Raw genomic sequence first — 22,325 nt, 5'->3', positions numbered from 1 at the left:
AGGAGTGGCTTGCATGAACTTGAGACAATTATCAGAACATGTCTTTCAATGTGAATTTGAGCTTGATGTGCCTCTTCGTATCCCGGTTCATACTTGGTTTATGAAAGATGGTGATGATGTTTATATTATTGATACGGGAATAGAACGTTTTGCTGATGCTCAAATTAGGGCAGCATTAGCGATCGGCAATCCAAAAGCCATTTTGCTTACACATGGCCATAGCGATCATATTCAGGGGGCATCAAAGTGGTTGGAGAGATTTGTTATTCCGATTTTCGCGCATCAAAAAGAACTAGTGTATATCAATGGAGAAGCGCCTTATCCGAACAAAAATGAAGTGGAGAACACAGGGGTAGCCCATATTGTCCAGCCACTGACAGAGCAAACGCTGGCTCACCTGCCTTTGCAATACTATTTAACACCCGGTCATTCCCCGGGGCATGTTGTGTACCATCATGAAATCGATCATACCCTATTAACAGGAGACCTTTTTATCACAAGTAAGGAGGATTTACATCCGCCTATCAGAAGATTCAGTGTTGATATGAATGAAAACATCGACAGCGGCGCGATAATAGATGAAATCAAACCAACGCTCATTTGCTCTTCACATGGTGAAGAAATTTTTTATAACGAAGAGTTGTATAAAAACTATGTGTTAAGGTATAGGGACTAAAAGAAATAAGAAAAAACATACCAAATGAATTGGTATGTTTAGAGGGGAATTTAAATATACTCCGATATCTCAATGAGGTTCTGATCGGGGTCTCTTATATAAACTGATAGAATCGGGCCGAGTGCACCGGTTCTTTTTACTGGCCCTTCTTCGACATTGACGTTCGTTTTCTTGAGGTGCTCCAGTACTTTACTAATAGGCTCATCAGAGATCAAACATAAGTCGGCAGATCCCGGGAGCGGGTGCTTGGCTTTAGGTTCGAATTCATGACCGGCCTCATGCAAGTTTATTTTTTGATTGCCAAAACGCAAAGCTTTTCTGCCTGCGCCAAATGTTTCTTCTTCCATTCCCAAAACAGATGTATAAAAGTCGATTGTCTCTTGAAGGTTTTGTACCGTTAATACCAAATGGTCAATTCGTTTGATCATGAGCATTCCCTCCTGCGGAAATTTTACTTTACAGCATCTGATATTGTGATAGCGTGTTTGATTTTAGCTGCAAGGCCGTGCATTTGGGCGAGCGGAACAGAACATGCCGCGATTCGTATGCCCTTTGAAAGCGGGGGTGCAAAGATGTTCTGGGCAGCTAACATCTCGCTGGCTTCATCAGGATGGCTGCAAGGGATTGTAATGAAAAAGCCAGAATGGTAAGGCAATATGCTTAGTCCAATTTGATGGGCTTCATTGATGAACACTTCAGCCCGTTTCGCAATTAATGTTTGATATGCTTCACGTTCAGTGTTCACCTTGTTTAGCAGCATTTTATCGTTATAAATCGCAGAAAGCAAAGTCATACAGCCTCGATTGACATTTGACCACCTGGAGCGGCTGGTGACCAATACAGCGTTTTCAAATTCTTCAGCCACGCTCTTGCTGGAGGATACTCCAATTAAAGCTCCAGTCCGCTGGCCGTATACTGTAAAGCCTTTCGACATGCTGAAGGCAAAGGTGACAACGATGTTGGAAGGGAGATTGCTAAACTTTTTCATGAATGAGCGTGCGTTTACGGGGTCCTTTGTAAAGTCGATATAGGCAATATCAATGAGCAATGTGATTGTTTTGCTGCTTTTTTTAGCGGATTCTAATATCACATGTTTAATGATCTCATCCCATTCATGATCTGACATACTGTATCCCGTTGGGTTGTGATTCGGCGAATTTAAGATGATCACGACATGGTCCTGTTTGACGAGCAGATGGCTGACCATATGTGAGAATGATGTCAGATTAAACGTCATATCAGCGTCTAATAAAGAGAAGGTCATCAAATGGCGCCCAGTGTCTTTGCAGATGGTTTCATAGGGTGTCCAGTACCAATCGTGAGTTAATATGGTATCGCCAAAATTTGAATAGTTCCAAATCACATTAGAAATGGCACCGGCGCCGCCTGCGCTTGCAACCGCCCGTATATAGGCGTCAGGTCTGGACTCTCCGAAAGTATGTGTCACGGCTGCTTCCAAAAAGCTGGGCAATCCGGCTACCGGGCTGTAGCTGATCATGTCTTGAATGGGTATGCTGCGAAATAATTCTTCCACAGAAGGCAGACAGACGATGTTTCCGTCGTCATCTGCAATGGTTCCCATTGAAGCATCGATCACGTTTTCTTTTCCATATTGAATGATGGCTTGTTTAGCAGCCATTCCTGTACCAAATAATTTATCAACATACACTTTTCCCTTTGCATGGGCTGCTACCCTCGATTCCATGGATCCTCACCGTCTCCTTTGTATTTTTATCTGTCATTCGTTAGTTCTTGCTTGAGAAATCTATGAATCTAACATGTCACAGCCTTTATTGCGCAATGTTTGATCAATCCAATCTCTATCCCACTAATGTCTGCCATCATTTTTGGTGTACCTCTATTCCTTTTTGAACGTTCACAGATAAATACTGACGGCAGAGTAAACTAGCAGCAAACACATAATGATGCGAAATACTTTATCGTATTTGTCAAAGAGTTTTTTGAACACAGAGCCGAATCCTGACCATAACAGCAGCGCCAGCCAGCCGAGAATGATGGCTAATGTGAGATAAAGAATGATCGATGTCATTGAATGCTGGAACGGCAGGATAAATGCACTCATCAATGTTAAGAAGAACAGAATGCTTTTGAAATTGATCATTTGAAAAATAAAACCTGATAGAAAAGAAGAATGCACATCTTCAGAATCCTTCTTTGCTTTTTTGGACATGCCGACCTGCCATGCCAAATAAAGCAGATAGACTGCACCTGCTATTTTGAAGTATGGTTCTGCAACCGGAATCCATTTGTATAGTCCTATCGTAAATACACCGCTGAGAATCCCAAGGACTGCAAAGCCTGCCAAAATGCCGCTATTGAAACGCCATGACCCTATAAAGCCAAACCGCCGCGCTTCATTCATCATTAAGATGTTGCTCGGGCCAGGCGTAATGGATGTCAACATCACATACGAAAGAAAAGCTATTATACTCATAAAATCACCTTCATTTACTAATGTCGTACGGGGCAGTTTTTATTGTATGATAATGATATCTATAAATAAAATTGAAATATAAAAAAGCATTATCATTTTTTTCGATAGATCATAAAAGGAGAAATCGTATGGAGATCAGACATCTTATCACGTTTCAAACCATCGTAGAGCAGGGGAGTTATACAGGCGCCGCGGCGAAGCTAGGTTATACGCAATCCACGATCACCACTCATGTCCAAGCGCTGGAGCAGGAGATCGGCGGGGCGTTATTCACGTACGAGAAAAGGAGTTTAAGACTGACGGCTTTAGGAAGAGAATTGATCCCTTTAGCTGAGGATTTACTATCAACCCATGAACAGATCAAGAATATGCAAAACGTTCACGAAGTTAAGGGTGTGTTGAAAGTAGCGGCACCTGAGTCGTTAACCATTTCCAGACTTGGGCCGATCATAAGGGAATTTTCGCTGAAATATCCTCATGTCAAAATCATTTTAAGCAACGGCACATGCGGGCAGAATCAGGTGGATTTATTAAGCGGACGAGTCGATGTCGCGTTAATGGTCTATCCGGAAATCAATATTGAAAAATGCATTCATTATACATTAACCGAGGAGGAGATTGTCCTTGTGGGCAGTATGGATGGGCCGGATTATTTTGATGACTATAAACAAGAAAACAGCAGCCATTTCTTTATTACAAATGAAGAGGGCTGCAGTTATCGGACCATGTTTGAAACATATCTTGTGAAGAATGACATCCGCAGCTTTCAAACAATGGAGCTGTGGAGTATCGAAGCGATCAAACAAACGGTCATGAGCGGGCTTGGATTTTCTGTTTTGCCTTATATCACAGTGCAAGAAGAAGTGGAGGCAGGTAGGCTAAAAATCCTTCATCATGCTGAAACCTTTGATCCGCTTTACTCTCATATGTTAATCAAAAAGAAAAAATGGCAGATGCCTGCCGCAGAGGCTTTTGCGGAGCTTGTTTTACATTCGATTCGTGAGGCGGTGTGCTGAAAATCAGTGGGAAAAGGAGTGGGTGTAACGCTCACTCCTTTTCTATTTAAACGGCAGCTGTGAGCTTTGGTTTTACAAATTTCATAAAAATCCCTCTGACTAATGGACCCATAATCAGTAATTGCAAGGGATAAGCTAAGATGAAATTTTTCAATACAATCATCAGGTAAGCGCTGAAGAGGCTGTTCCCGTTAATTCCATTTGATAAAGCGGTGTCACTAAACCGAACACAGACATACAAAGCACCATGCCGATCACCATACACGTCGACATGGCGAGGATGACATATAATTTCTTAGACTTGTCGAACGGCAAACTGAACGCAATCTTTTTGGCAAGGGGGCCCACTAATAGTAAATCTAACAGCAGTGCGAGCATAAAACCGATGACCATTTCAGAAACCGTCACCAGTGAAAAATCCTGTATGGCTCCGTTGATGATAGCATTGTAAATCGACATGACGCAGACCATTCCAAAGCACATCATCACGCCAAATATAAGACCTTCTTTTTTATTTGTTGGCATACAATCAATCCTTCTCTCCATAATCGGTGATTAGTATACCAATGAACCACTCATGCTCATAAGTGACAAATTTGTGAACAATTCATAGGCAAGAATCATCTTTTTTTGTCATCAGTACATGCGGAATGCCGTCCAGTATAAATTCTTCTGAAGCTGTCTGATAGCCGAGCTTTTCATAAAAGCCTGCCGCTTGTGTCTGGCCGTGCAGTTTGAATGCAGAAATGCCCTGTTCTTTCACAATGCGTTCTAACGCATCGACGATTACTTTGCCCAACCCGAATTTGCGATAGGGCTTCAGAATGCAGATTCTTTCCAGTTTCCCCACTTGATCAACGATACGGACACGGGCAGTGCCAACGGGTTCCTTCTCATGATAAACGAGGATGTGCCGGCAATCTTCACGGAGTGTATCGAACTCATCGAATTCATCGGAAACGGGACAGCCTTGTTCTTCTACAAATACAGTTTTTCTGATTTCAAATGCTGTATGTAAATCATGCTCTGATGTTATTCTTTTCACATTCATGATGTGATCCTCCCTTACTCAGAAAAATGGCTGATGACGTATTGTTTAAAGGTCTCAGCAACCGGCGATAAAAACCGGCCTTCTATCCAGGCGATTCCTATAACACGCTGACATTCCGGCCAGCTGACGCGGATTTTTGTAATTTTGCTTTGGTCTAAGCCTTTCAGGTCGGGCAGAATGGATATGCCGAGTCCTGCAGCGACAAAACCTGCCGCAGTGGCGGCTTCTTCCCCTTCAAACATAATGTTCGGCTGTATATCGGCTTTCTCAAACAGTTCATCGACTGTCATCCGAAGTGCGTAGCCTTTTTTCAATAAAATAAAACGCTCCCCGGCAATCTCACTCAGGGTAATGCTTTCACGATTGGCTAATGGGTGATCGTTTGGCACAAATACAAAAAGTTCTTCACTCCACAGCTTGATCCATTGGATCGGTTTTTCAGGCTTGATCGAAGCGAGGAGGCAGAGGTCCAGATCTCCGGATTTTAATCGTTCAAGCAGCCAATAAGAATGGTTTTGCTTCAACTGGAAGGCAATGTTGGGGTATTCTTGCTGGAAGGAGCCGATGAGATCGGGCACGAGCGTTGTCCCTAAAGTATGCAAAAAGCCGAGAGATACTTCACCTTGGTCAGGCTTTAATAAGGCTTGGATTTCCTGTTTTCCCTCGGTGTACTCCTTCATCATCGCCTCTACCCTCCGTAAAAAGATGTGCCCATATTTATTTAAGGTAATGGATCGTCCTTGCCTGTCGAATAGCGGGACGCCTAAATGGTTTTCCAGTCTGGCGATAGAGCGTGAAAGCGCAGGCTGAGTGATGGAGAGGCTTTTTGCCGCCTTCGTCACGTGCTGCATCCGGGCCAGTGTTTGAAAATATTCAAGTTGTTCCCATTCCAATCATCATCCCTCCCATATTACATATAAGCATGAAAAGCATATTTTATATGCATTATACAACATATATTAACGGTGCTAAGATAAATGTATAAACAGACTCGAGGATGTTTGAATTCGTAAAAAATAAAGGATGGTTGTTTATGAATGGCAGTGCTCAACAACATGCGGAGGGGCCGATAAAGTCTCGATGACATACATTCAAAAAGGCACACCGGTTTTTCGGAAAATTACGTTTGCTTTCTTTGCCGCGGGTTTTAATACATTTGCGATACTTTATTGCGTACAGCCGCTCATGGAGGAATTCACGCGAGAATTTCATGTAACGCCTACGGCGGCAAGTCTTTCTTTATCTGTTACCACAATGCTGTTAGCTGTGAGTATGCTTGTCTTTGGTTCGTTGTCAGAGGTGTGGGGGCGCAAGCCGATTATGGCTGTATCCATGCTGGCCGCATCCGTTCTCTGTCTGGCGTCGTCCTTCAGCCCGAACTTTCATACGCTGCTTGTATTGAGAACCATTCAAGGGGTTGCGCTCGCTGGGCTTCCGTCGATTGCGATGGCTTATCTCGGAGAAGAAATAGAACCCGGAAGCCTTGGGTCGGCGATGGGGCTGTATATCAGCGGAAACGCGATAGGCGCCGTTTTTGGAAGGATCGTTTCAGGGCTCCTGAGCGAGTTTTTTAATTGGCATATGGCGATGGGGGCAATTGGTGTAATTAGTTTGATCGCAAGTATTATATTTTTTATGAATTTGCCTCCATCCAGGCACTTCACGCCGAGAAAATTGGAGCTCGGGCAATTGGGAATATCTTTAATCAGCCACTTGAAGGATCGGAAACTATTAAGCTTGTTTCTCATTGGTTTTTTACTGCTCGGGAGCAATGTTGCATTGTTCAACTACATTGCGTATGTGCTGTTGGAACCGCCGTATTCGTTTAATAAAGCATTTGTCAGCTGGATTTTTATTGTGATGATTGTAGGGATTTTCAGCTCATCTTTCATTGGAAGAATGGTTGATCAATATGGTTATCCGAAAATCCTGATGATGAATATCTTCATCGTCATCGCAGGTGCTTTATTAACGATAAACAGTATGTTAGCAGTGAAAATTCTGGGGATTGCGCTCTTTACATTCGGCTTCTTCGGCGGGCATTCAGTCGCCAGCAGCTGGGTAGGCAGGAGAGCCCTGCACAACAAAGCGCAGGCTTCATCGCTGTACTTGTTCTTTTATTATGCCGGTTCAAGTATTTGCGGAACGGTCGGCGGGCTATTCTGGTCTGCTTTTCACTGGCTGGGTGTCGTCGGCATGATCATCTTCATGCTGCTGGTTGCGTTGGGGCTGTCGGGATACTTGGCTAGTAGTGTGAAAATGTCGGATAAAAGTAACGAAAAAGGATTGGATTGATGGCAGAAAAAAAGGACCGCAGTCGGGTTCTTTTTTATTTCCAATGGGCAGGGATTTGTAGAGACGGCGGCAGCTTTGTGTTCGAGTCGCCTTTTGCGGCATTCACCTGTGCCTGCGTCAGAAAGATGCTCCCGGTTAGGTCAGCGCCGCTGAGATCAGCGTCTCTTACATCTGCACCGATAAAGTCTGTCATTCTCAAATCAGCATTTCTCAGGTCGGCAGCTATGAGCAGCGCCCCTCTTAGGTTTGCTCCTCGCAGATCAAGCCCTTTCAGTTTTGCGCCGATCAGGACACTTCCCCGGCTGATTTTTTTCGGAAGTTTTCGATTGCAGGCTTGGGCACGCACCAGCTCACTCGTTTTTAACAGCCATTCATTAACCTCGGCTCGATATTCGTTCACCTGCAGTGTCAGCAGGTTTTCCTTGCTGAGTCTGGTGAGCTTGTCTATCTTATCGAAACAGGCCCGAAGCTCACGATGAATCGGCTTGGCTGTCTCTATAGAAAGAGCTTCATGTATATACCAGAGCATTTCGTGCAGCTGCTGCATAATAGGAAAAACGTCAAACATCTCGCTTGCTGTTTCGGGGTTGTTTTGCCAATCCTTTCCCTCATAAGTAATTTGAGATACCTTCTGGCCGGCGCCAAAGCATTCATAAGCAGAACAGCCTCGAAACCCTTTTTCTCTGAGGTCTTTATGTATAGAACATTGATAGTTTGATTGTAAGTTGCGGCAAGGCGTGCCCCCGTCTTTATCAAAAGCAAAATCCGCTGATTTCGCATAAGGCAAGGCGACACAGCACAGACCAAAACAATGCTGGCAATCCGCGCTTAAATCATGATGTATATTGTCATGTAACGATAATTCCGCAGACAATATCGTTCACCCCTTCACTTGGGAACTTTGTTAAATATATGCTATTTGATTATATAGGAAATATTGATACTTTTCATTTTGTTTTTACGGCTTCGGCGGGTCAAACGATGTATAATATATCCAATCATGATGATTGGGAGGGAATCCTCTTGGAACAGCAAATAAAAGACATCATATCTGCATGTGATTTGGCAATCCAAAATGAAGATTTTGATACACTGATGAATTATTACACGGAAGATGCCGTTTTAGTTGTGAAGCCCGGCATGATCGCGCGAGGTAAAGAAGAAATCAAAAAAGCGTTTATGGCAATCGCGGACTATTTCAATCATCATATTGTCCCGACACAAGGGGAAATGATCATTTTGGAAGCAGGAGACACTGCACTGGTCCTTTCTCAGACACTGCTTGATTCGGATAAAAAGGATTCCGAGTATGCGATGGAAAGAAGGGCAACCTATGTGTTTAAGAAGAATGCACAAGGCGAGTGGCTTTGTGCAATTGATAATTCATATGGTACGGCTTTAATTGGTGTTTAGCGTTCAGATATGTCTTCGATGTGCCATTCCTGCATATAATGATTCATTCAGCTGATTAGGGAAGGTGACTCCATTGAATCTGTATGACTTTAGTATGGCTCCTTATTGGTTTTATGCAGGCAGGCACGGAGGACTTGTTCAACATCCATACTTATTTCGGCAGCCGGTTTCCTCTCGCGCAATCATTACATCAGCCCGCGGGGATGTAACGGGAGACGGCGTTATTGACGAAGTCTTTCTTACTGGCACCCAAATGCCCGGCAGCCCTTTATGGCGAAATATCACATTGGTGATCCGTGACGGCAGAACCCATCAGGAACAGCGAATCCAGCTCCAAAACAACATGGGATACAATCCGTCTCTTTTTCTTGGGGATATGACAGGCGACAAGATTGATGATGTGGCAGTGGTGGTGGATACTGGGGGAAGCGGCGGCGCTATATATGCGTATATTTTTGCCTATCTAAACCGGCAGTTCCGGCAAGTTTTCAATTCGGATGTGTTTCATGATGAATTTAAATACAGTGTGAGCTATCAAAATCAATATAAAGCAAATGTCATCAGCCACCATCAGAACGAAACGTATACCCTTGATCTTACTTACAAGGGCAGGGAATATTTGAATGAGATTTATACTGCTCAGGGTGTGTTAAAAATGCCGATAGAAGGCTGGGTGAATCCCTTGTCTGGCTTGTATCCGGTTGATTTTGACAGAGACGGCACATACGAACTGCTGGCGTATCAGCGGATCGCGGGGAGGTATAACGCTGACTCGCTGGGATATGTCCAAACCGTGTTGAAATGGAACGGGCAGAGGTTTATATTTGACCGCCAGACTGTTTCGATTTTTGGGAGTGACTTATCGTAAGTATTCTTTCGATGCAGAAAAAGAGTGCTTTCAGCAAGCACTCTTTATTCCAGCTTAATTCGTTTAACATCCCCTAATACAAACACATAAAAAACCAATCCCAGCAACAGCACAAATCCGGCCACCAGAAAGCTGAGCGTAAAGGAGCCTGTCACATCAAATAAATATCCCGTTAGTGAAGCAGCAATAATGCCTCCGAACAGGTTGTTTGCCAGGTTCACCATGGAGCTCAGCATGGATACGGAACCGATCGGCGCCAGTTCCGCGGAAATGGACCAGCCGACTGGAGCGGTTGCAGAAATACCGGCAAGGCCGATTGAAATACAGACAATTGCGATGGTGATATTGTTCGTCAGAATCGAGCCTAAAAAGAAAAAGCCGAAGCTCATTCCGACAATGATCACGGTTCGGTACACCTTGGTGTTAGAATAGCCTTTCTTAATAAAGTAATCGACGAGCCATCCGCCGACCACGATTCCTGAGATGGTTGAGATCAGCCACGGCACGGCTGTAAATAAACCGGACGACATGAGATCCATTCCGTATGTATGCTTAAAGAAAGTCGGAAGCCAGGTGAGCAGCAGGTTAAATGTATAGCCGTACCCTGTAAATCCGATCATTAAGCCCCATACTTTACGGTTGGCGAAAAGCTTTTTTAAAAGCGGACCCGTTTTGTAAGGAATTTGCTCTGTTGTGATCGTATTGTGTTTTTGAATATAGTTTAATTCGCTTTTGGAAATGCGTTTGTGCCGTTCAGGCTGCTCATAATACTGCCAGAAAAAGATCGTAAACAGCACATTGATGCATCCAATCGTCAAAAAGGCGACACGCCAGTCAAATGTGGTGACAAGAAAGGCGACCAATGGCGCGCCGATCACGTTTGAAAATTTGGCGGCCGAGTCGAACAGAGAGTTTGCCAATCCCCGCTCACTTGGAGGAAACCATAGAGCGGTTGCCTTAGAGGCGGCAGGGAAAGCAGAGGCGCTTGTCAGCCCTATGAGAAACCGGAACAGATACAACAGCAATTTTCCTTGCAAAAAAGCAAGAAGAATCGTTAAAAAGCTCCATATTGTCATCCCAATCCTCGTGACCCACGCCACGCCAAACCGGTCCAGCAAGCTTCCGACAGGCAGCTGCATCAGTGTATAGGAATAAGTGTAAATGGAAAACACGATGCCGAGTTCGGTTGCTGTAAGGTGAAACGAATCTTGTATCGCAGGGGCCGCTACAGAGATGGCCACTCGGTCAAAATAATTAAGAATAATAATGCCGCTGAGTAACGAAGATATGTACCATCTGGTATGTCCAGGCCGTTTCACGCGCTCTTGACTCATGATGAAAACCTCCTCTGTCATAGCATGATCTCCTGATGGAAATACCATTCAAATTTTAAATACCACAGCGTGCTTTTGCGTAAACGGACAGCAGGAATTTGACTGGAAAAGCCCTGTGCTTTAGAATGAAAGTAATAAAAATGAACACTCCAAAGGGGAGTAGCTTTCACAGTAAAGTCGTCATTACGGGACAAGACGTCCTCGGCTTTGCTGGCAATCTAATTGTTAGCGAGACCTTTGCCAAATCTGATTTGGTGAAGGTCTTTTTGTTTCGGAACTTCACCAAATCGGTGGAGTTTTTTCATTTTTATCAAAAAGGGAGAGGAGCGTCAGAATGTCTAAGCTGAAAAAGTGGCTGAAGCGTGAATTGGTGAAGAAAGGGCTGCCGTTAGCGAAAGAGAAATTGATCCCGATCTTAAAAGAAAAAATGAAGAAGAAACGATGAGGAGGCTGACGATGAAGATCATTTTGACAGTACTTGCCGGAGTGGGGCTTTTGAGTGCAGGCGGATGCGGCATACTTGATCAGGTGAATGACGGTTTGAACTATACGAGTGAAGCAACGGGCTATGTGGAGAAGGTCAAGACATTTGCAGAGGAAGCGCCTGAATTGGCTGAACAGGCTGTAAATGACACCGAGGCGAAAGAAAAACTAGAGGCACAGCTTGAATCGATTCAGAAGGCCGCCGCTGATTTTAATGAATTAACGCCGCCTGATGCCGCGGCGGAGATTCATCAAACCATTCAGGAGCATAACGAAACATTGCAGAAAAATGCTGACGATGTGTTGAAACAAGTGGAGGAAGGCAAGGTATCGCTTGAAGAATGGGAGCAGTCAGACCTTGTCCAGAACGCAAAACAAATCACTGATGTGATGGGACAAATTGAAAAGCTGGGTGAATAAGAAAAAGCATCCCTACACGGGATGCTTTTTTATTAATCAGCCATTGCGTCTGTTAAGACAGGAACGACTTGTTTTTTACGGGAAACAACGCCTTTAAGAAGGGCTGTGTTGTTTTCTAATGTAACGTTGAACGCTTTTTCCACTTTCGCTGCTTCGTTACCGATCGCAAGGGCAAGTGAATCATTTTCTAAGATGTCTGTGATGACAAGAAGGAACAGGTCAAGGTTCTTCTCAGCCACAACTTTTGAAATGACAGCTTCTAATTCAGCTTGGCGTTTTTTCACATCTTCAATGTCTACTGTGTTCACTTGTGCGATTTCGACTTTTTTGCTGCCGAGTGTGAATTCTTTCGCATCAAGAGAAATCAGTTCTTCCACTGTTTTTTTGCTTAAATCAGCGCCCGCTTTCAGCATGTTCAAGCCGTATTCTTCAGCATCTACGCCGGCGATTTCCGCAAGCTCTTTTGCTGCCGCTACGTCTTGGTCTGTGCAAGTTGGAGATTTGAATAACAGTGAGTCAGAAATGATCGCAGACAGCATAAGGCCGGCAATTTCTTTCTCGATTTTCACGTTATTTTCTTTGTACATTTTATTTAAGATTGTAGCCGTACAGCCTACAGGCTCAGCACGATAGTAAAGCGGCTCAGCTGTTTCAAAGTTAGCGATGCGGTGGTGGTCGATCACTTCCAGAACCTGAACATCCTCAATATCCTTGATGCTTTGCTGGCGTTCGTTATGGTCAACAAGGATAACGCCGTTTACTTCGTTTGCAGCTGTTTCAACAAGACGCGGGCTTTCTTGTTTGAAATAGTCAAGCGCGTATTGTGTTTCGCCGTTGACTTGTCCAAGGCGGACTGGCTCAGCATTGAAGCCGAGTTTGTTTTTCAAATCAGCATAAGCAATCGCAGAACAAATCGTATCTGTATCTGGGTTTTGGTGTCCGAAAATAAGTATCTTTTCCATGATAGCTCCTTATCTTTTTTTAAGTAGTGTAATCTTTATATAGTTTAACACGTCTTGCTGCAGGTGTAATCATACAAACCCTTAAAAATTGATGTGAATAAGAAGCATTTTCTTTGAGCTGAGGGGGAAAGGTGTGTAAAATACTGGGTAGCTTAGTTGCAAAATGTAATGTAGTATCAAAAAAGGTACTATTGGAGGGTCTAGTATGAGTGAAAAAAAGAATATATACCCGAACAAAGAAGGCTGTCCTGTTGAATTTACGCTAGATGTCATTGGCGGAAAGTGGAAAGGAATTCTTTTTTATCACATGATAGATGGCAAGAAACGGTTTAATGAGTTTCGCCGAATCTGCCCGAGTATCACTCAAAGAATGCTCACCCTTCAGCTGCGCGAGCTGGAAGCGGACGGCATCGTGCATCGTGAGGTGTATCACCAGGTACCGCCCAAGGTTGAATACTCTCTGACGGAATTTGGGCGAACGCTTGAACCGATTGTTTTGCAAATGAAAGAATGGGGAGAATCCAATAGAGATGTCTTGGAATCATATCGTTCGAACGGTTTGCTAAAGGATCAGCAGAAATAGCAGCAAAGGGAATTCCTTTGCTGCTTGTTTTATTTCATCGAAAGGGCTCTGTTGGCGTTTCTGACATCATTTTTTAACAGCTCAGACAGGTTATAAGATGGATAGTATCCATGCTGATACATGTATTGAAAAACTTGCGCATGCAACTGTATGGCAGCATTCAGCTGTTTGACCAGTACGTTTCTTAATTGAGGTGTGGCTGTTTCAGTAATCGCGATGGCATAGCTGCGGACAGATGTTTTGGCAAAACCGAGCAGGTCGCCACTGTAAAAGGGGTCATCCGCGCGTTCTTCTTCTTCATCCTCTCGCGGCGCCTGAGGGAAGAATGGGAGAAGCTCTCTTAAATTTTGCTCAACGGCCTGAATGGAGACACTGTAAAGCTGTCTGAGCTGAGGGTCTCTTACTTCTCTTATCATTTTCTTGAGTCTAATGAGTCCATTTGATTGAAAAGCAACCAGCTCATGCATTTCCAATGTTTCATGCCAAGCCAATGTTCTGCGTTCATCCATGTAACAGTTCTCCTTTATCAATCAGATTCCATATCAGCATATGCCCAACGATTAATGTTGTTCATGATGTTTTGAAGTTTTTAAAACGGGAAATTCACCTTATATAGGAAACGGGTTGAGAACATGCAAAAAGAGGTGAAACACGATGTGGGACATGATAAAGGACTTTTTCTTGTTTAGCAGCGGCGTTCTGCAAGCAACAACCCTTTTACTGGTCATCTTAATCTTTATGTATGTCAGAAAAACGAAAAAGAAAAACAAGGAATCTTCTGGCTTTATGGATGATAAACATTAATCGTGATGGGCATTCTTTTTAAAGAATGTCTTTTCATTTGCAATGTTCCACATGAAACATTGGCGTCATTTTACTTGCGATTTGGACTTATGTTAAAATATAAAAGCAAAATGTAGAGATGATATAAAAAACATTCGGTGCAAAACATGTTGCAGCGATGAAAAAAGAGCAGTCGTTTATGCTGCTCTTTTCTATTCGTATGTTCAGGATGATACGAGGTGACTAAGTGAAACAAACGAGAGCATTATTGGAAGGTGCTATTTTAATCAGTCTGTTTGCGATCATCACGCTTTTGGTCGTTTATGTTCCTGTAATTGGAACAATTCTGTTATTTGCACTGCCGCTGCCCATGATCCTGTATACAATCAGACATGGATTGAAGTTAGGGATATGGATGGGCGCTGTCAGTCTTCCGGTTGTTTTTATAGTCGGGTCTTTTAACGGACTTATTGTAGCTTTTATGTCAGCTTGCGCCGGCATTGCCATGGGACATTTTTTCAAAAGGAAAGAGCCCGGGCACGCCATTATTTCGGGCGCTCTTATTTATATGCTTTGTATTGTCTTCTATTTTGTGATAAGCATTCAGTTTTTGGGTATCAATATCATTGATGAAGCGATGACACAATACCGGCAATCCCTTGATATTGTAGAAACTGTAGTGAAGCAGTCGGGCAATGCTGAACAGCTTGAGAAGCAATTGAAACTGATGGAAGAACAATTGGGTATGGTTCAATATCTTTTTCCAACAGCTATTGTGATGGTAGGAGCTATTTTTTCTTTCCTCAGTTACTTTATCGCTAAGCCGCTCTTAAGGCGATTCTCCCCCGATATTCCTAATCTAAAGCCTTTTAGAGAGTTGAAGTTTCCGCAAAGTGTTGTAGTGCTGTATTTAATAATTGTCATGCTTTCATTTTTGCCTTTAGAAAAAGGCCAAATGCTGTACTCTATCGCTTTAAATGGGGAGTTTATACTCGGGTTTCTGATTTTCATCCAAGGTTTATCATTTATCTTTTTCTATTGCCATAAGAAACAATATCCGAAGGCTGCGGCTGTGATTGCGGTGGTTCTTGGACTGATGCTTCCGATCTTTATGGCAGCCATTCGTATTTTAGGCGTTATAGATATGGGCTTTAATATAAGGAATAAGGTGAAGTGAACATGAGTTTTACTCACATGGTGGGGAGTGATAGAAATGCCAAGCTTTTATGAAAAACCGCTGTTTCGGTATCCCATCTATGCTTTGATTGCTTTGTCAATCATTACAATCCTCATCAGCTTTTATTTTAACTGGATTTTAGGAACCGTCGAAGTGCTGCTGCTTGCAGTTATTTTGTTTTTTATTAAACGTGCTGATTCTCTTATTCGGCAAGAGATTGATACTTATATTTCTACGTTATCCTACAGGTTGAAAAAAGTCGGTGAAGAGGCATTGATGGAAATGCCGATCGGCATCATGCTTTTTAATGACCAATATTATATAGAATGGGCAAATCCGTTTCTTTCTTCTTGCTTTAATGAAAGCACATTAGTGGGAAGATCACTTTACGATACTTGTGAGTCAGTTGTGCCGCTCATCAAACAAGAGGTGGAATCGGAAACGGTTTCATTGAATGACCGCAAGTTTAAGGTTGTCATCAAGCGGGATGAGCGTCTGCTGTATTTCTTTGATGTGACGGAGCAAACTCAGATTGAAAAGCTATATGAAAACGAAAGAACCGTACTGGCTTATATTTTCCTTGATAACTATGATGATGTGACACAAGGATTGGATGACCAGACGAGAAGCACGATGAACAGCCAGGTGACATCTTTGCTGAACGCCTGGGCGCAGGAGTACGGGATCTTCCTGAAAAGGACGTCTTCAGAACGCTTTATCGCTGTACTTAATGAACACATCTTAACTGAACTCGAAAATGCGAAGTTCTCGATCCTTGATGAGGTGCGGGAAAAAACCTCATTTGACGGTGTCGCACTGACGTTAAGCGTCGGTGTCGGGGCTTCCGTCTCCTCGCTGAAAGAACTTGGCGATTTGGCGCAATCCAGCTTGGACTTAGCGCTGGGGCGCGGCGGAGACCAAGTAGCCATTAAGCTGCCGAACGGCAAGGTGAAGTTTTACGGGGGTAAAACAAACCCAATGGAGAAACGAACAAGGGTGCGGGCCCGCGTCATTTCTCATGCCTTAAAGGAAATCGTCTCTGAAAGCAGCAATGTGATTATTATGGGGCATAAATTCCCCGACATGGATTCTATCGGCGCAGCGATCGGAATTTTAAAGGTGGCTCAGGCAAATAACAAAGATGGTTTTATCGTCATTGACCCAAATCAAATCGGATCAAGTGTGCAGCGTTTAATTGAGGAAATCAAAAAATATGAAGAACTGTGGTCAAGGTTTATTACGCCTGAAGAAGCGATGGAAATTTCCAATGATGATACGCTGCTTGTGATCGTTGATACACATAAGCCGTCACTTGTCATGGAGGAACGGCTGGTCAATAAAATTGAACATATCGTGGTTATCGACCATCACCGCAGGGGTGAAGAGTTTATCAGAGATCCGCTGCTCGTTTATATGGAGCCGTACGCTTCTTCGACAGCGGAATTGGTGACAGAGCTGCTTGAATATCAGCCAAAGCGCTTAAAAATCAATATGATTGAAGCAACAGCCCTATTAGCTGGTATAATAGTGGATACAAAGAGCTTTTCTCTCCGCACAGGCTCGCGGACTTTTGATGCGGCTTCTTATTTAAGGGCAAAAGGTGCCGATACTGTGCTTGTGCAGAAGTTCCTGAAAGAAACCGTTGATTCCTATATTAAACGGGCGAAGCTGATCCAGCATACGGCCCTCTATAAAGAGAACATTGCGATCGCTTCTCTTCCTGAAAATGAAGAGGAATACTTCGATCAAGTGCTGATTGCGCAGGCGGCTGATTCGCTGCTGTCGATGAGTGAGGTTGAGGCTTCATTTGCGGTGGCGAGACGGGATGAACAAACCGTTTGTATCAGTGCGCGGTCACTTGGCGAGGTAAATGTTCAGATCATCATGGAGGCGCTGGAAGGCGGAGGGCATTTAACAAATGCGGCGACTCAGTTGTCCGGCATTTCAGTTTCTGAAGCGCTGGAACGGCTGAAGCACGCCATAGATGAGTATTTTGAGGGAGGCGTACAGAGATGAAGGTTATTTTCTTACAAGATGTAAAAGGAAAAGGAAAAAAAGGCGAAGTCAAAAACGTAGCAGACGGTTATGCGCATAACTTTCTGATTAAAAAAGGCCTCGCCGTTGAAGCGAACGCGACAAACATCAGCGCGCTAAACGGACAAAAGCAGAAAGAGAAAAAAGAAGCCATCGCCGAGCTTGAACAGGCAAAGAGCTTAAAAGAGACATTAGAAAAACTGACTGTTGAGCTCAGCGCGAAATCAGGTGAAGGCGGCCGTTTATTTGGTTCTGTGACAAGCAAGCAAATTACTGAACAGCTCCAAAAAGACCATAAGATTAAAGTAGATAAGCGGAAGCTCGAACTGCCGGACGGCATTCGTGCGTTAGGATATACAAACGTGCCTGTGAAGCTGCATCCTGAGGTGCAGGCTGTGTTAAAGGTACATGTGAAAGAGGAAGCTTAATAGAAAAGAGGCTTGGATTGCTCCAAGCCTCTTTTCTATTCCACGAGATAAAGAGTTTGCTGGCTTTCTCCGCCAGGTCCTCCTCTCATGCCTTGCTGGCTGCTGTTTGTGCTGCTGGAGGAACTGCTGTACTCGTCAGAGGATATTTCTTTTCCGTTTTTCTTAATCCAGGAAACAAGTTCGCTGTTACCTGAGTTATTTCCTGAAAGAAGGAAGTATTTCACTTTGCCTTCTTTGACCAGCTTTTTCAGTTTGGATACAGTCAGAATGGGATCTGTGCCGTTAAATCCGCCCATTGCCATAACGGATTCATTTTCATGAATGATGTATGGCGCAGCCGTTACAGTTGTTAAAGTAGCAAATAGATACTCTTCGCCGGTATTGTGCTTTCTCAGATAGGACAGGAGTCCGGTGTCAACCTCTGAGGAGAACATGTTCCCGCCGTTTGCTGAGCTTTTGAGCTGCGGGCCCGATTCAGGAAGGACGCTGTTGCCTCCGTATAGAAGCGGCGTAGCTGACCAGTAGACCGGTGTGAGCAGCAGAACGCATAAGCTGATGATGGTCAGCTGCTTGCTGAACGGATGGCTGCGTTTAAGCATCAGAAGCGCAAGGGTGATGCCGAGTCCTGAGAGTCCCAGGACATACATCCATACACTGCCGATTTGGCTTGTATAAGCGCTCAGAATATACACCTGGAACGCGGCTGTGATCAGAACGGCTGCCGGCAGCAGGTAGCTGGCCCAGTCTTTATTGTTTTTGTATAAGCGGTACATCGTATACCATCCGATACCGGAAAGTGCGGCAATCGGAGGTGCCAGCATAATCAAATAATACTGGTGGAAGAATCCTGCGACGCTGAAGAAACCAGCCACTGGAACGAGCCAAGCCGCCCAGAATATCGTTTCTTTCATTTCAGCTGCCTGTCCGCGGCGATCACGGTACCAGCTGACGATTCCGCCCAGCAATCCGATCAATGCGAATGGAAGCATCCAGCTGATTTGGCCGGAAAGTGCCGATTGGAAGAGACGAAGCGGTCCTGCATCGCCGGTGCCGAACATATTCATGCTTTTTCCGCCGCCACCGCCAGGCCCTCCGTTTCCAGGTCCGTTACCGCCTGTTGGAGGTGTGCCTCCGCCTCCATTGGAGGTGCCGTTTTGTCCGGTAGGCGGCTGAGGCGCCTGTGAATGATTCCCGAATGATTGATTGCCGTTTTGATTAGCGGCACTTCCGTCAAGCTTGCTGTTTCCAGATGATTCGCTGCTGTTTGGCGCTTGCATGGTGTTATGATTCTGCATGTTACCGCCGCCAGCTGCATTGATATCACCTTGTGCAAGGCCAGTGGTTTGTCCAAGCAGCCGCTCGGTGCCGTTGTAGCCGAAGGCCAGTTCTAACACTGAGTTGGTCTGGCTGCTTCCTACATACGGCCGGCTGGAGGATGAGGTTGAATCCACCACAACCGCCCATGAGATCGAAAGGCCTGTCAGAAGGACAAGAGACAGAATTAGAGACCCGGTTTTTTTCTTCAGAGAAACCCGAGATGCAATCAGGTAAAATAACACAAATGCAGGCAATACCATAAACGCTTGCATCATCTTCATGTTAAAGGCGAGCCCAATCAAGGCAAATGCCGTCAGCAGCCAAACCAGCTTATCCTGTTTCACTGCCCGAAGCAGGCAAGCTGAACCGAGCAATAAGGTAAAGACAAGCATGCTGTCGATGTTGTTTGTCCGGCTGACGGCTGCTGCGATAGGCGTCAGTGTCATAACAAGTGCGGCAATGCGAGCCGCTCCAATTCCAAAGGCCGGTTTGATCATTCTGTAGAGTAGGAATACAGATCCAACTCCGGAGAGAGCCTGAGGAAGGATGACACTCCATGTGTGAACGCCGAAAATCAGTGCGAAAATCGTTTGAATCCATAACACAACAGGCGGCTTATCCACTGTTACAAATCCGGAAGGGTCAAATGACGCATAGAAGAAATTGTGGAAGCTTTGCGTCATACTTTTCACAGCCGCCAAATAGTATTGGTTCGCTGTGTCATCCTGCCAAATGTGATACGTATTCAGAAAAGCCGCTGCAAGCAAAATAAGAATAAGGACTAAGTCGAATCGTTTGGTTTTCATCGTTTTTCACCTCTTTATGGTGTCTTATTGTAAAAAACAAATATGAAAAACTTATGAATAAACCATAAATATTCGAAGAATTTCATAGAAAAAAGCGGAGAGATCTTCCCCGCTTTTTTATGCTGAATTTCTTTGTTTCTCTGTCTGAAGAATGTATCGATCTCGTCCGGCTCCCAGCCCGGCTGCACCCATTACGATCAGGGCAGCAATCAGAAGCACAATCGGCATTGTCCATGAATGCGTCTGGTCAAAAAGATAGCCGACAAAGATTGGACCGACGGCCGCAAGCAGGTAGCCGAATGACTGAGACATGCCTGACAGTGCCGCGGCTTGCTGGGCATTTTCACTGCGGAGACCAATCAAGGTGAGCGCCAGACTAATGCTTGAGCCTTGTCCGATACCGATAATCATCATCCAGATGGCAAGCAGTGTATGGCTGCCACCCGCTAATAATCCGCATAGGCCGATCAGATAGACTGCGGTCAGTCCCGCAACAATGCCGCGCTGATGTTTCAAGCGATCTGCTAAAACAGGTGTCAGAAAAGTGGAAGGCAGACTCGCAAATTGCATGAGTGACACCATCCATCCGGCTGTTGACGTATCAATCCCGTGTGAACGGAGAATTTCAGGAAACCAAGCGATGCTGCTGTAGAATAAAAATGATTGGAGTCCCATAAAGATGGTGACATGCCATGCCATTTTGGAAGACCATATGGAACTTGATTGAAGCTTCATCGCCTGGTTTGCCGTATCCCGATGGCGCAGCTGAGGTATCCAAATCAGCAATGCAAGGAAAGCCAGCCCGCCCCATAAGAGAAAGGCCTGCTTCCATCCGCCATCCATCTGGGTTGCTAAAGGAACGCTGATACCCGATGCTAAAGCCGCGAATATATTCATTGATGTCGTATACAGGCTGATCATGATCCCTGATTTTTCAGGGTATTTATGTTTGATTAAGCTTGGCAAAAGTACGTTGCCAATCGCAATTCCGACTCCGATGAGTGCCGTTCCGAAAAACAAAGCGGCAGTATAGCCGGTAGAACGAATCAAAACGCCGATAAACAGTATCATGAGACCAAGCCACAAGGTTCGCTCATTTCCGAGACGCTGTCCAACCTTAGGCGCAAGCGGAGAAAGAATGGCAAACGAAAGCAGTGGGAGTGCGGTCAAAAACCCGGCTGCCCCATTGGACATGTGCAGCTCTGCCCGGATAGAGCTGATGACCGGACCGACTGAAGTGATCGCAGGCCGTAAGTTAAACGCGATAAAGATAATGCCGGCGATCAGCCAAAACGATTGGATTTTTTTATTTTGTGGATGTGGCAAAGCAGTTACTCCTTCTTTCTAACATATACTAATTATAATTCCGTAAGATGAAAGCAAGTATGCGAACGAATGCTACGATTGTTTTTCTTCTTTCTGCAATTCAGCCATTTTGGCAAGCAGAATATGCTGAGGCATATGCATGATCTGTTCAAGCGGCAGATTCAAGGACTCTGCAAGCTTTTGTGCAGTTTCAGCGGAAATTTGCAAAGGTCTCACAAAAGATCCCTCCTCTCTTCTGTCCATTGTACAAGAATCAGATGTGAAATGTAAGAAGATGTAACAAAGGAATGGAGCAATCCGAAAATGCCCGTTATAAAAGAGGGAAGGAGGGTTCTTATGCACGCACCGTTGTCGTTATTAAAACAAATGCTGAATGAACACCAAAAAGACACTGAGAAAGCTGTCACTTTTGAAGAATATATAGCAGTAAGGCTAAAGCTTCAGGAGCTGATGGGGAAATGTGCTTCGTTCGAGGAGTGGGATTTGTATCAAAAGGCGGCCGATCTGATGATGCACACAGGCTTCAAATTGATGAAATAAGCTGATATCCGCTAAAAAACCCCCGCTGCAGCGAAGGGTTTCATTCATTAAAATGAGTGTTCTTCTTCCACATTTTTAAACTGGTCATAAATCACAAGCTTTGCCGGGCTGTTTTCCTTTGCCACCTGTTTGGCTTTTTCTATCGCGGCGTCTTTAGATGTATACAAAGCTGTCGGCGCCACATTCTCCACCTTAATAAACCAGCCGTCCGCATCGACATTGGGTGTAACCGCATATTTTTTTATCATCTTTCATTCCTCCTCACGTTTTATTGCGTTTTTCCCGCCCTGTTACTGTCCGAAACGACCCAATCGGCTAACTGAAAAAAACAGGAAACAGACAATTTTTCTATTTTTTT

At 44.4% G+C, this 22,325-nt stretch carries 25 protein-coding genes and 1 pseudogene; 12 read left to right on the top strand and 14 right to left on the bottom strand.

Going from position 1 to position 22,325, the window contains the following annotated elements; all coding sequences use genetic code 11:
- Window positions 1-13: 13 nt before the first annotated feature.
- Complete coding sequence (locus M1M80_RS21315) at window positions 14-676, top strand: MBL fold metallo-hydrolase (RefSeq protein ID WP_060399954.1); 663 nt, start codon at window positions 14-16, stop codon at window positions 674-676.
- 50 nt (window positions 677-726) lie between these two features.
- Here M1M80_RS21315 and M1M80_RS21310 read toward each other — a convergent pair whose 3' ends face one another.
- The 3 genes from M1M80_RS21310 to M1M80_RS21300 form a co-directional block, all read right to left on the bottom strand.
- Window positions 727-1,104 (bottom strand): VOC family protein, encoded by a 378-nt coding sequence (locus tag M1M80_RS21310; protein ID WP_003236582.1) that lies wholly within the window; start codon window positions 1,102-1,104, stop codon window positions 727-729.
- Window positions 1,105-1,127: 23 nt separating this feature from the next.
- Window positions 1,128-2,381 carry a pyridoxal phosphate-dependent aminotransferase gene (locus M1M80_RS21305; RefSeq protein WP_060399953.1) on the bottom strand — a complete coding sequence of 418 codons (1,254 nt, stop codon included), beginning with the start codon at window positions 2,379-2,381 and terminating at the stop codon, window positions 1,128-1,130.
- A gap of 171 nt (window positions 2,382-2,552) precedes the next feature.
- Window positions 2,553-3,131, bottom strand: coding sequence for a LysE family translocator (locus M1M80_RS21300; RefSeq protein WP_060399952.1), 579 nt, complete (start codon window positions 3,129-3,131; stop codon window positions 2,553-2,555).
- Window positions 3,132-3,259: 128 nt separating this feature from the next.
- On the opposite strand from M1M80_RS21300, the gene M1M80_RS21295 reads away from it, so the two are divergent.
- A complete protein-coding gene (locus M1M80_RS21295) occupies window positions 3,260-4,147 on the top strand; it encodes a LysR family transcriptional regulator (protein ID WP_060399951.1) in 888 nt (295 codons plus the stop codon).
- 46 nt (window positions 4,148-4,193) lie between these two features.
- Here the strand turns inward: M1M80_RS21295 and M1M80_RS21290 are convergent.
- The 3 genes and pseudogenes from M1M80_RS21290 to M1M80_RS21280 form a co-directional block, all read right to left on the bottom strand.
- A pseudogene (locus M1M80_RS21290) lies at window positions 4,194-4,672 on the bottom strand (DUF2798 domain-containing protein).
- Between the two features lie 82 nt (window positions 4,673-4,754).
- Window positions 4,755-5,198, bottom strand: a complete 444-nt coding sequence (locus M1M80_RS21285) for a GNAT family N-acetyltransferase (RefSeq protein ID WP_060399950.1) — start codon at window positions 5,196-5,198, stop codon at window positions 4,755-4,757.
- A 14-nt stretch (window positions 5,199-5,212) separates the two neighbouring features.
- On the bottom strand, window positions 5,213-6,091 hold the full coding sequence (locus tag M1M80_RS21280; RefSeq protein WP_060399949.1) for a LysR family transcriptional regulator: 879 nt from the start codon (window positions 6,089-6,091) through the stop codon (window positions 5,213-5,215).
- A gap of 187 nt (window positions 6,092-6,278) precedes the next feature.
- On the opposite strand from M1M80_RS21280, the gene M1M80_RS21275 reads away from it, so the two are divergent.
- The gene (locus M1M80_RS21275) at window positions 6,279-7,493 is read left to right on the top strand and encodes an MFS transporter (protein ID WP_060400079.1); all 1,215 of its coding nucleotides are present in this window, start codon (window positions 6,279-6,281) and stop codon (window positions 7,491-7,493) included.
- 34 nt (window positions 7,494-7,527) lie between these two features.
- Here the strand turns inward: M1M80_RS21275 and M1M80_RS21270 are convergent, their stop codons facing one another.
- Window positions 7,528-8,367 carry a pentapeptide repeat-containing protein gene (locus M1M80_RS21270; RefSeq protein WP_060399948.1) on the bottom strand — a complete coding sequence of 280 codons (840 nt, stop codon included), beginning with the start codon at window positions 8,365-8,367 and terminating at the stop codon, window positions 7,528-7,530.
- Window positions 8,368-8,516: 149 nt separating this feature from the next.
- Between M1M80_RS21270 and M1M80_RS21265 the strand changes: the two genes are divergently transcribed.
- Together M1M80_RS21265 and M1M80_RS21260 are read left to right on the top strand one after the other, a co-directional pair.
- Entirely contained in the window at window positions 8,517-8,906 is a 390-nt protein-coding gene (locus M1M80_RS21265) for a YybH family protein (protein WP_003236570.1), read from the top strand.
- Between the two features lie 73 nt (window positions 8,907-8,979).
- Entirely contained in the window at window positions 8,980-9,774 is a 795-nt protein-coding gene (locus M1M80_RS21260) for a hypothetical protein (RefSeq protein WP_003236567.1), read from the top strand.
- Window positions 9,775-9,818: 44 nt separating this feature from the next.
- Here M1M80_RS21260 and M1M80_RS21255 read toward each other — a convergent pair whose 3' ends face one another.
- Window positions 9,819-11,129, bottom strand: a complete 1,311-nt coding sequence (locus M1M80_RS21255) for an MFS transporter (RefSeq protein ID WP_003236566.1) — start codon at window positions 11,127-11,129, stop codon at window positions 9,819-9,821.
- Window positions 11,130-11,564: 435 nt separating this feature from the next.
- On the opposite strand from M1M80_RS21255, the gene M1M80_RS21250 reads away from it, so the two are divergent.
- Entirely contained in the window at window positions 11,565-12,011 is a 447-nt protein-coding gene (locus M1M80_RS21250; protein ID WP_060399946.1) for a DUF6376 family protein, read from the top strand.
- A 32-nt stretch (window positions 12,012-12,043) separates the two neighbouring features.
- Here M1M80_RS21250 and M1M80_RS21245 read toward each other — a convergent pair whose 3' ends face one another.
- A complete protein-coding gene (locus M1M80_RS21245; protein ID WP_003236558.1) occupies window positions 12,044-12,973 on the bottom strand; it encodes a manganese-dependent inorganic pyrophosphatase in 930 nt (309 codons plus the stop codon).
- 205 nt (window positions 12,974-13,178) lie between these two features.
- On the opposite strand from M1M80_RS21245, the gene hypR reads away from it, so the two are divergent.
- Window positions 13,179-13,556 carry a transcriptional regulator HypR gene (hypR, locus tag M1M80_RS21240; RefSeq protein WP_003236556.1) on the top strand — a complete coding sequence of 126 codons (378 nt, stop codon included), beginning with the start codon at window positions 13,179-13,181 and terminating at the stop codon, window positions 13,554-13,556.
- Window positions 13,557-13,585: 29 nt separating this feature from the next.
- Here hypR and cotF read toward each other — a convergent pair whose 3' ends face one another.
- A complete protein-coding gene (cotF, locus tag M1M80_RS21235) occupies window positions 13,586-14,065 on the bottom strand; it encodes a spore coat protein CotF (RefSeq protein ID WP_019260014.1) in 480 nt (159 codons plus the stop codon).
- A 145-nt stretch (window positions 14,066-14,210) separates the two neighbouring features.
- On the opposite strand from cotF, the gene M1M80_RS21230 reads away from it, so the two are divergent.
- From M1M80_RS21230 to rplI, 4 genes are all read left to right on the top strand, one after another.
- The gene (locus M1M80_RS21230; RefSeq protein WP_003236551.1) at window positions 14,211-14,360 is read left to right on the top strand and encodes a hypothetical protein; all 150 of its coding nucleotides are present in this window, start codon (window positions 14,211-14,213) and stop codon (window positions 14,358-14,360) included.
- Between the two features lie 226 nt (window positions 14,361-14,586).
- Complete coding sequence (locus M1M80_RS21225) at window positions 14,587-15,516, top strand: YybS family protein (RefSeq protein ID WP_060399945.1); 930 nt, start codon at window positions 14,587-14,589, stop codon at window positions 15,514-15,516.
- 36 nt (window positions 15,517-15,552) lie between these two features.
- Window positions 15,553-17,532, top strand: coding sequence for a cyclic-di-AMP phosphodiesterase GdpP (gene gdpP, locus M1M80_RS21220; RefSeq protein WP_060399944.1), 1,980 nt, complete (start codon window positions 15,553-15,555; stop codon window positions 17,530-17,532).
- Window positions 17,529-17,978: a 50S ribosomal protein L9 gene (gene rplI / locus M1M80_RS21215; RefSeq protein WP_003236543.1), complete on the top strand. Its 450-nt coding sequence runs from the start codon at window positions 17,529-17,531 to the stop codon at window positions 17,976-17,978. The genes gdpP and rplI overlap by 4 nt, the downstream gene beginning before the upstream one ends.
- Window positions 17,979-18,013: 35 nt before the next feature.
- On the opposite strand, the gene M1M80_RS21210 is transcribed toward rplI, so the two are convergent.
- From M1M80_RS21210 to M1M80_RS21200, 3 genes are all read right to left on the bottom strand, one after another.
- On the bottom strand, window positions 18,014-20,101 hold the full coding sequence (locus tag M1M80_RS21210; protein WP_060399943.1) for a glycosyltransferase family 39 protein: 2,088 nt from the start codon (window positions 20,099-20,101) through the stop codon (window positions 18,014-18,016).
- A 117-nt stretch (window positions 20,102-20,218) separates the two neighbouring features.
- Window positions 20,219-21,427, bottom strand: a complete 1,209-nt coding sequence (locus M1M80_RS21205; protein ID WP_060399942.1) for a CynX/NimT family MFS transporter — start codon at window positions 21,425-21,427, stop codon at window positions 20,219-20,221.
- A 72-nt stretch (window positions 21,428-21,499) separates the two neighbouring features.
- Complete coding sequence (locus M1M80_RS21200) at window positions 21,500-21,643, bottom strand: YycC family protein (protein WP_003236536.1); 144 nt, start codon at window positions 21,641-21,643, stop codon at window positions 21,500-21,502.
- 120 nt (window positions 21,644-21,763) lie between these two features.
- On the opposite strand from M1M80_RS21200, the gene M1M80_RS21195 reads away from it, so the two are divergent.
- Window positions 21,764-21,967: a hypothetical protein gene (locus M1M80_RS21195; RefSeq protein ID WP_060399941.1), complete on the top strand. Its 204-nt coding sequence runs from the start codon at window positions 21,764-21,766 to the stop codon at window positions 21,965-21,967.
- A 47-nt stretch (window positions 21,968-22,014) separates the two neighbouring features.
- On the opposite strand, the gene M1M80_RS21190 is transcribed toward M1M80_RS21195, so the two are convergent.
- Window positions 22,015-22,215, bottom strand: a complete 201-nt coding sequence (locus tag M1M80_RS21190) for a DUF2188 domain-containing protein (protein ID WP_003236532.1) — start codon at window positions 22,213-22,215, stop codon at window positions 22,015-22,017.
- Between the last annotated feature and the right edge of the window lie 110 nt (window positions 22,216-22,325).

Origin of the sequence: Bacillus inaquosorum (assembly GCF_023238325.1) — a bacterium.
Lineage (GTDB): Bacteria > Bacillota > Bacilli > Bacillales > Bacillaceae > Bacillus > Bacillus inaquosorum.
Note: the sequence above shows the minus strand (reverse complement) of the source record. Positions and strands in the feature narration are given on the sequence as shown.